Source organism: Streptomyces sp. NPDC031497 (assembly GCF_055580905.1).
This window is the reverse complement of record NZ_JBVIKO010000013.1, coordinates 19,527-28,051: the sequence shown is the minus strand read 5'-3', so window position 1 is coordinate 28,051 and position 8,525 is coordinate 19,527. Positions and strand designations below refer to the sequence as shown.

At 68.4% G+C, this 8,525-nt stretch carries 5 protein-coding genes; 1 reads left to right on the top strand and 4 read right to left on the bottom strand.

What is annotated here, in order from left to right:
- Positions 1 to 13 precede the first annotated feature (13 nt).
- Together ACZ5K7_RS25900 and ACZ5K7_RS25895 are read right to left on the bottom strand one after the other, a co-directional pair.
- A complete protein-coding gene (locus ACZ5K7_RS25900) occupies positions 14 to 544 on the bottom strand; it encodes a WXG100 family type VII secretion target (protein ID WP_351710693.1) in 531 nt (176 codons plus the stop codon).
- A gap of 14 nt (positions 545 to 558) precedes the next feature.
- On the bottom strand, positions 559 to 3,813 hold the full coding sequence (locus ACZ5K7_RS25895) for a WXG100 family type VII secretion target (protein ID WP_468916629.1): 3,255 nt from the start codon (positions 3,811 to 3,813) through the stop codon (positions 559 to 561).
- Between the two features lie 197 nt (positions 3,814 to 4,010).
- Here ACZ5K7_RS25895 and ACZ5K7_RS25890 point away from each other — a divergent pair, with 197 nt between their 5' ends.
- Positions 4,011 to 4,733 (top strand): hypothetical protein, encoded by a 723-nt coding sequence (locus tag ACZ5K7_RS25890; protein WP_351710689.1) that lies wholly within the window; start codon positions 4,011 to 4,013, stop codon positions 4,731 to 4,733.
- A 75-nt stretch (positions 4,734 to 4,808) separates the two neighbouring features.
- Here the strand turns inward: ACZ5K7_RS25890 and ACZ5K7_RS25885 are convergent, their stop codons facing one another.
- Both ACZ5K7_RS25885 and ACZ5K7_RS25880 read right to left on the bottom strand, forming a co-directional pair.
- The gene (locus ACZ5K7_RS25885) at positions 4,809 to 7,526 is read right to left on the bottom strand and encodes a right-handed parallel beta-helix repeat-containing protein (RefSeq protein WP_351710687.1); all 2,718 of its coding nucleotides are present in this window, start codon (positions 7,524 to 7,526) and stop codon (positions 4,809 to 4,811) included.
- A complete protein-coding gene (locus tag ACZ5K7_RS25880) occupies positions 7,523 to 8,344 on the bottom strand; it encodes a hypothetical protein (RefSeq protein WP_468916625.1) in 822 nt (273 codons plus the stop codon). Before ACZ5K7_RS25880 ends, ACZ5K7_RS25885 begins: the two co-directional genes overlap by 4 nt.
- Between the last annotated feature and the right edge of the window lie 181 nt (positions 8,345 to 8,525).

Here is an 8,525-nt window from a genome sequence, read left to right as displayed (position 1 = left end):
GATCGGGGCTACCTCAGAATCCGGTTTCGTTGACCGCGGTGGTGTGGTAGTTCTCGTTCGGCGTGCCGCTCGGCTGGTCCACCGTGTCGGAGGGCGGACCCGAGGGGTGCGCGGCTTGCCATTCCGGACTGTTGGCCTGCACCATCTGGGTGTGGAACTGCTGGAACATCGCCTTTACGGCGCCTTCGCAGTTGGCGTAGTTCTGCGCGGCCTTGGCGATGCCTCCGGTGAGGACGTTGATGACGCCCTGGGCTCCCGGGACGTTTTCGTAGTACGCCCCGTCGGTGGCGTTGTTACGGTCCTCGGCCTCCTGCGTGCCGTAGAACTCTTGTGTCACCGCCGTCCAGCGGGCGTTGAAGTCGTCGGCGACGTCCGCGGCGTCGCCGGTCCACGAGAGCCGCAGTTCGCCCAGGGAGTTCATGATGTCGGTGAGTGCGTAACTGATGTTCTGGGCCGCTGAGTTCACTTGCTCGCAAGCCGTGTTGAGACTGTTCGGATCCACCGAGAGCGTGACGGCGTTGTAGTCACGGGGAATGGCTGACATGGCCTGATGCCTCCTCAGGAGCCCTGCGAATTGGCGGTGTTGGCGGTCTCGGCGGAGATGTAGTTCGCCTTGCTGGTCATCATGCGTTCGATCATGTCGGTGAGGAGGTCCTGGAGGTCTCTCATGGTTTTGTTGACCTCGGTGGAGACATCGCTGAACGTGGTGCCGGCAGGGCCTTTCCAGGCGTCTTCGATGACGCGGTACTGATCCTGGATGGTGTTGATGTTGTCCTCGATCACATCGGCCCGGTTCCGGACCAGGGTGATGGCCTCTCCCAACTGGCCGATGTCGACCGCCCAGGCTGCGGGGGTCATCACCGTCGAGCCGTCGGCGAGCAGATAGGAGCCGTCGCTCTGCTGGGTGGCGCCTTCGATTCCGTTGTCGGTGACCATGTAGGTGGAACCGTCGGAGCCGGTGAAGAGGCCGGTCTGGGTGTCGAGAGTGCCGGTGAGTACGGTGCCGTCCGCCAGGACGATGGTCGTCCCGTCGGAGGAGTAGAAATCGCCGCCGGACATATAGCCGTAGAGCACCGTGCCGTCGGGCAGGGTCTTGGTCACCCCGTCCTTCAGGAAACTGCCGTCCGGGGTGCTGATGCCGTGTTCGACCTCGCCGTCGGCCGAGACATAGACGGTCCCGTCCTGGGAGATCCAGCCGCCGTCCTGGGTGGCGGTCCCCAGCAGCGTCTGACCGTCGACGGTCTGCGAGGTGAGGAACTGCCCGTCAGCCGAGGTCTGTCCGTTCAGGACCGTGCCGTCGGGCTGGATCTCGACGGTCCCGTCCTGCGACACCCACGTTCCGTCGCTCAGCACGCTTCCGTACACCGGCTGGCCGTTGACGGTCCGCACCTGGCCGTTCGGCAGGAACGAACCGTCGGGCGCGGTCAGCCCGTACTCGACCTCATCCGTGGGGGAGACATAAACGGTGCCGTCCTGGGAGATCCACCCGCCGTCCTGGGTGGCGGTCCCCAGCAGCGTCTGCCCGCCGACGGTCCGCGAGGTCAGGGAGGAAGTGTCCTCCGACGTCGACTCCTCGGACTCGCCCGAGGTGGTCTCCTCGGTCCCGTCGGACGTCGTCGTCCCGTCGCCGGCGGTGGCATCGTCCACGACCGTGGTCGTGCCGTCGTCCGCGACCGTCGTCGTGCCGTCCCCGGCCGACGCATCGCCGTCCGCCACGAACGATCCGTCCGACGAGGTCTGCCCGTACTCGACCTGACCGTCCGCCGAGACATATACGGTCCCGTCCTCGGAAATCCACCCACCGTCCTGGGTGTCCGAGCCCAGCAGCGCCTGACCGTCAACAGTGCGCTCGGTCAGAAACCGCCCGTCGGACGAGGTCTCCCCATGCTCGACCACACCATCGGCGGTGACCATCGTCGTCCCGTCCTCCGACAGAAACGACCCATCATCCAACTGCGTCCCATAAACGGTCTGACCATCGATCTGCTGAACTTCACCATTCGCGAGAAACGCGCCATCAGGCGCCGTCAGACCATGCTCGACCTCACCATCCGCCGAGACATAAACCGTCCCGTCCTGCGAAACCCACCCACCATCCTGAGTATCCGAACCCCACATCGACTGACCGTCAACGGTCCGCTCGGTCAGAAACCGCCCATCGGACGCCGTCTGCCCGTGCTCGACCACACCATCGGCAGTAACCATGGTCGTCCCGTCCTCCGACAGAAACGACCCATCATCCAACTGCGTCCCATAAACGGCCTGGCCATCGATCTGCTGAACTTCACCATTCGCCAGGAAGGCCCCGTCCGGCGCGGTCAGCCCGTGCTCGACCTCGCCGTCGCTGGAGACATAGACCGTCCCGTCCTGCGAAATCCAGCCGCCGTCCTGAGTGTCAGAGCCCCACATCGACTGACCGTCGACGGTCCGCTCGGTGACGAACTGCCCGTCCGGCGTGGTCTGACCGTGCTCGACCACACCACCGGCCGTGACCATCGTCGTCCCGTCCTCCGACAAGAACGACCCGTCATCCAGCCGCGTCCCGTAAACCTCCACACCATCGACGGTGCGCACTTCACCATTGGCCAGGAACGCACCATCAGGCGCCGTCAGACCATGCTCGACCGTGCCGTCGCTCGAGACATAGACCGTCCCGTCCTGCGAAATCCACCCGCCGTCCTGCGTGTCCGAACCCCACAGATCCTGGCCCTCAACCGTCCGCTCCGTAACGAACTGCCCGTCCGACGTGGTCTGCCCATGCTCGACCACACCACCGGCCGTGACCATCGTCTTTCCATCCTCGGAAAGGAACGACCCATCATCCAATCGGGTCCCATAAACCGAATGGCCGTCGATCTGCAGAACTTCACCATTCGCCAGGAACGCGCCGTCCGGCGCCGTCAGACCATGCTCGACCGTGCCGTCACTGGAGACATAGACCGTCCCATCCCGGGAAATCCAGCCCCCGTCCTGCGTGTCCGAACCCCACAGATCCTGGCCCTCAACCGTCCGCTCCGTAACGAACTGCCCGTCCGACGTGGTCTGCCCATGCTCGACCACACCACCGGCCGTGACCATCGTCTTTCCATCCTCGGAAAGGAACGACCCATCATCCAATCGGGTCCCATAAACCGAATGGCCGTCGATCTGCAGAACTTCACCATTCGCCAGGAACGCGCCGTCCGGCGCCGTCAGACCATGCTCGACCGTGCCGTCGCTCGAGACATAGACCGTCCCGTCCTGGGAGATCCAGCCGCCGTCCTGGGTGTCGGAGCCCAGCAGATGTTCGCCGTCGACGGTGCGTTCGGTGAGGGACGGGCCGTCCGACGTGGTCTGCCCGGGATCTGGGTCGCCGGTGTCCGTCGTGGTCGTCGTTGCGCCCGTTTCCGGCGACGCTGATGTGGACGGTGACGGATGGGTGTCGCCCGCCGGCGTGACCGACGTCGGCTCCGTCGGTGAAGTCCCGTAATCGGGCTGTGTGTTGGGGCGGACTCCTACCGTGTCACCGGCGTCCGGATGATCCGCCGGCGGATGGCCGTGGTGGTCGGTGTGGGCCGGCGTGTCGGGCTCGCTCGTCGCCCGGGAGAAGAACGACCTGTCCAGGTGAGTCAGCGGTCCGCCGTCAGGCGAGTGGTCGGCCCCGTCGGGAAAGGAGCCGTGCCCGTCGACAACTGGTTCCGCCAGAGCCGGGTTTTGTGTGTCCGGCGCATCCGGGGTTTGGGCGTCGTCCTGGGCGGTCGAAACCGTCGCGGGTTCGAACAGACCCCGGTCCAGGGGAATCAACGCCTCGCCGTCGGTGTGCGCGTTCGTCATCTCGCCCCGTCTCCTCTCCCCGCCGGCGACTTCATATGTGTCCGCACGTTAAGGGTCGTGGAATGGTCGGAGACTGCGTAGATCCTTGTTACTGACGTACGGACGTCCTGGAATGGGGACGTCGAGCGACGGTCGATATCCCGGCACCATGGATAGGTCAATCAGAAGGCCGATGACCGAAGAAAGCGGGGTGTCCCATGGGCGACAGCGACGACGTGAGCCCGCACGCATCGGAATACCAGAGCGACCCCTGGGTACCGAACGTCGATCCGGACGCGAGCGATCACGGCGACCAGGAGGACGCGGCCGAGACCTACGCCGAGATCTACGGGGTCACGGCGACCACCAACCCGACCGACGACTCGGACGACGACGAGCCGCCGGACGAGATGGTGACCATGCCGAAGCTGAGCATGGCCTACACCACGTCCCCCGACCTGGTGCCCACCGCGCCGGGAGGCGGGTCGGGCAGCGCCATGCCCACCCTTCCGGACAGCAGCGCCTTCTCGATCGACCTCGGCGCGCTGCGGGCGGCGGAGCAGACCTTCCTCGACGCCGTCGCGAATGCGTCGAGCGCGTACGAAACCTTGCGGGCCAAGGTGCAGGGTGCCATCGACGACCCCAATCTGTTCGGCCAGGAAAACGGTCAAGTGGTGGGCGGCGGTCGGACGGCGAGCTGGGTCCCGGACGAACTCGCCGAGAGCGGAGCCCAGTTCGCCGAGGCGATCAACCCACAGCTGACAAAGGTCATGCGGGACGGCGCGGGCGGCATCGAACTGATGGGCACCTTCACGGCGCTGCTCAACAACGCCGGCCAGTCCTACGCCGAGACGGACTCGGAGTCGGCCATGCCGGACCTCGGCCCGCGCGCCCAGCCGGCGGTGCAGATAAGCGACACAGAGTCGAACTTGGCGATATAGCGGGTTCCGCGCACGTCGAACGGCGCCCGGCCACTTTCCGGCCGGGCGCCGTTCGTCATGCCGTCCGCGCCGCCCTCATTCGACGGCGACGGTCGGCAGATCGTCGGGGAGCAGGGTCACCAGGTCGTCCGTGGTCGGTTCCACCAGTTCCACGACCCGCTGCGCGTGCCGTTCCGTCATGCGCTGGAAGATCTGTCGGGCGGTGCGGCCGTTGCCGAAGCGGTCGTCGCGGACCAACTCGCCGAAGTAGCCGAGCAGGGCCTCGCGGGTGTCGTCCGGCAGCTCGTACTCGTGCTTGGCAGCGTGGAACTCGACGATACGGCCCAGTTCCTCGCTGCCGTAGTCGTCGAACATCAGGGTGCGGGTGAAACGGGAGGCCAGGCCCGGGTTGATGTCGACGAAGCGTTCCATCTCCTCGGGGTAGCCGGCCACGATGACGACGACGTCGTCGCGGTGGTCCTCCATCAGTTTGACCAGGGTGGCGATGGCTTCCCGGCCGTAGTCGTTGCCCTGGCCGGCGGGCGTGAGGGCGTAGGCCTCGTCGATGAACAGGACGCCACCGAGGGCGCGTTTGAAGACGGCGGTGGTCTTGGGCGCGGTGTGGCCGACGTACTCGCCGACCAGGGATCCGCGGTCGGCCTCGATGAGGTGGCCGCGGGAGAGCAGTCCGAGGGCGGCGAGGATACGGCCGTACAGGCGCGCCACCGTCGTCTTGCCGGTGCCGGGGTTGCCGGCGAAGACCAGGTGGCGGCTGAGCGGCGGGGCGGCGAGGCCGGCCTCGGTGCGCTGGCGGACCAGCTGCATGACCTTGACCATGGTGCTGACGTCCTGTTTGACGCTCTCCAGGCCGATCAGGTCGTCGAGTTCGGCCAGTACCTCGGAGAGGCTCTCGGCGCGGGTCTGCCGGGTTCCGGTGCTCTTGGCGTCCGGTGTCGCGGGGCCGCCGGCCCGCCCGCCCGGTGCCACGGCGAGCGCCCCGGCGCTCGGAGCGGGCAGCGGTTCGCCGCCGAGTGCCTCCTCGGGCATCGTGCTGATCTTCACGTCGTCGACGCGGCAGCGCTCGATGGTGGGGTCGGCGCCGTCGGCGAGTTTGAGGTCCTCGTCGGTGTCGTGGATACGGCAGCCGCGCAGCAGCGGTGTCGCCGCGCTGCCGACGTAGACGGCGGGGAAGCCGGTGGCGCTGATGTCGCAGTCCTCGAAGCGGCCGGCGGCGTTGTCGGCGAGGTAGACGCCGTTCTTCGCGGTGCCGGTGACGGTGGTGCCGCGGACCCGGGGCGTGGCCTTCGCCTGGACGACGAGGCCGGTGCCCTTGGTGTCGGTGATGGAGCAGTCGCTCAGCCAGGCGCCGGCGCCCTCGCGGACGAAGACCCCGGCGGCGCCGGTGCCGGTGACTCGGGTGTCGACGACGAGGGCGGCGGTGCCGGCGCCGATGTCGATGCCGACGCCGGAGCAGGAGCTGACGGAGCAGTCGTCGACGAGCGGGCGGTGTTCGGTACGCAGGGCGATGCCGGTGGTGGCCTTGGTGATCCGGCAGCCGCGGGCGGAGAGGTCGCCGCCGTCCACCTCGATGCCGCACAGCTCGGCGTCGTCGATCTTGGTGTCGGTGAGGGTCAGCATGGCCTGGCCCACACTGCGCAGTCCGTGTTCCGGGGTGCCCTGGACCCGGCTGTCGTGGAGGGTCACCCGGCTTCCGTCGCCCGCGTGGACGCCGGTGAACGCGGAGACGGTGACCGCGCAGTCGACGAGGCTGAGCCGTGAAGTGTCCGCCGCGTAGACGCCGTTGGCGCCGGAACGGGTGAAGGCTCCGCCGCGTACCTCCACCTGTGCCTCGCCGCCGGCCGCGAGTCCGGAACCGGTGGTGTCGGTCGTCGTGGTGTCGTGCAGCCGCAGCCGGCCGGCACCGGTGGCGACGACGCCGGCCGCACGGATGTCGCTGATCCGGCAGTCGATGAGAGAGGCGACCGCGCGTCCGGTGACATGCACCGCGTCCCGGCCGGTGCGGGCGATCTCGCAGCCGCGCAGCGCGACCCCGAACTCGCCGCCGGCGGACGGCGCTTCACCGGCCGCGTCGTCGTCGGGGGCGGTGTCGGCCCCGGCGTCACCGGTGATGACGACTCCCCCGGCCTCGCTGTCCCCGATCCGGCAGGTGCGCAGCACGGGCCGGGCGCTGTCGTCCACGGCGACGGCGGCCGCCCCGGTGTGGGTCACGGCGCACAGCTCCAGGGCGGCGCGGGCCGCGCCGGTGATCCGGATGCCATGGCCGCCGGTGCGGGTCACCGAGACCCGGGTGAGGGTGGGAGACGCGCCGTGGTCCACCAGGATGCCGACGGCGTCCACGTCGCTGATGCCGGTGTTCTCGACCACGGCCCGGCTGTCTCCGGCGAGATAGAGGCCGATGTCGCCGGTGTGGTGGAGTTCGCAGTCCCGGAAGACGGGGGTGGCGGTGCCGGTGACCTGGGCGCCGCCGCCGGTGATCTCGCAGCCGTTGACCTCCACCGCGCCCGCGGTGACCAGGACGGCCGGTTCCTTGCCGCGGCCTTCGAGGACCAGGCCCTGTATCCGGCCGCCGGGGCTCTGCACGGTGAGCGCCGGCCCATGGGCACCGGCGACGATCCGTACCGTGCCGCGGCCCTTCTCGGCGGCGAGGGTGATGTCACGGTCCAGGACGACGCTCTCGGTGTAGGTCCCGGGCTGGACGGAGATCACCGCGCCCTCCGGGGCCTCGCGGACCGCGGCGACGATGGTCTTGTACGTGCCCCAGCCGCGGGGGGCGACACGCAGTCCGGCGCTCATGTCGAGGTGCAGGTCAGTCGCAGCTGGGCGGCGGCGACATGGACGCCCTCGGCCGCGTCGCCGCGCTCGGCCCCGGCGTCCACGAGCCTGACGGTGACCCGGCCGGTCCGCACGGTGAACGCGGGCGAGGTGTACCAGCGGCCCTGGTGGGTCTTGCCGATCTGGTCGACCAGGAAGCCGCCGAGGGGCTTGGACTGCTTGTCGGCGCCGGTGCCGAAGGCGTAGTCGTCGTCGTAGTAGTAGAAGTAGGCGGGCGAGCCGCCGACCCGGGTACGGGAGGAGTTGGTGGGCACATAGCTGGAGACCCGGCAGGACGCGACCGTGAAGTGGGAGCTGAAGTCGTACTTCCACAGCGCGTAACGGGTGGCGTCGTAGCCGTCGGCCTTGCCGGACACCGGCATGGAGAGGTAGCCGCCGGTGCAGGCCTCGCCGGTGTAGCCGCCGCTGTCGGAGTTGGTCCAGGCGGTGGTTCCGTCGGCGTCGGTCCCGGTGGAGTAGCCGTACACGGCGAAGCTGGTGGAGCCGTCGCTGCTGGCGGCGCAGTCGGGGCCGGCGATGGCCTTCCAGGTCTGTCCGGAGCTCTGGCCGCCGGCCTGGTAGGGCGTGGCGTCCGGGCTGGGGGCGATCGGCCTGACCTCACTGGGCACGGCGAAGGCCGGGCCGCCGAAGGCGCCGTACACCAGCGCTCCGAGGGCGACGGCCAGGAGCGTGGAGATGCTCACCACGAGCATGCGTTTGCCGGTCAGGCCGCGCGGGTCCTCCGGCCGTACGGATTCGGCGAATGCGGAGGAGAACTCGCGCCAGTCCTCATCAATCATGCGAGAAAGCACCCCTCAATGTTGTGTTTCTGAATAACCCTGGGAAAGGGACAGGGATGGCAGGACGAATAGCCGCGGTGCGGCGCACGGGTGGGCAACTCGGCCACATGGCACCCGACTTGAGTTACGTACGAGGTCACGGGCAGGTTCACGTGTTTTCTCTCACGGGGCCCAGAGCGGG

Coding starts and splice junctions, on each gene's coding strand:
- ACZ5K7_RS25900 (WP_351710693.1), bottom strand. CDS start 544: ATGTCAGCCATTCCCCGTGACTACAACGCCGTCACGCTCTCGGTGGAT.
- ACZ5K7_RS25895 (WP_468916629.1), bottom strand. CDS start 3,813: ATGACGAACGCGCACACCGACGGCGAGGCGTTGATTCCCCTGGACCGG.
- ACZ5K7_RS25890 (WP_351710689.1), top strand. CDS start 4,011: ATGGGCGACAGCGACGACGTGAGCCCGCACGCATCGGAATACCAGAGC.
- ACZ5K7_RS25885 (WP_351710687.1), bottom strand. CDS start 7,526: ATGAGCGCCGGACTGCGTGTCGCCCCCCGCGGCTGGGGCACGTACAAG.
- ACZ5K7_RS25880 (WP_468916625.1), bottom strand. CDS start 8,344: ATGATTGATGAGGACTGGCGCGAGTTCTCCTCCGCATTCGCCGAATCC.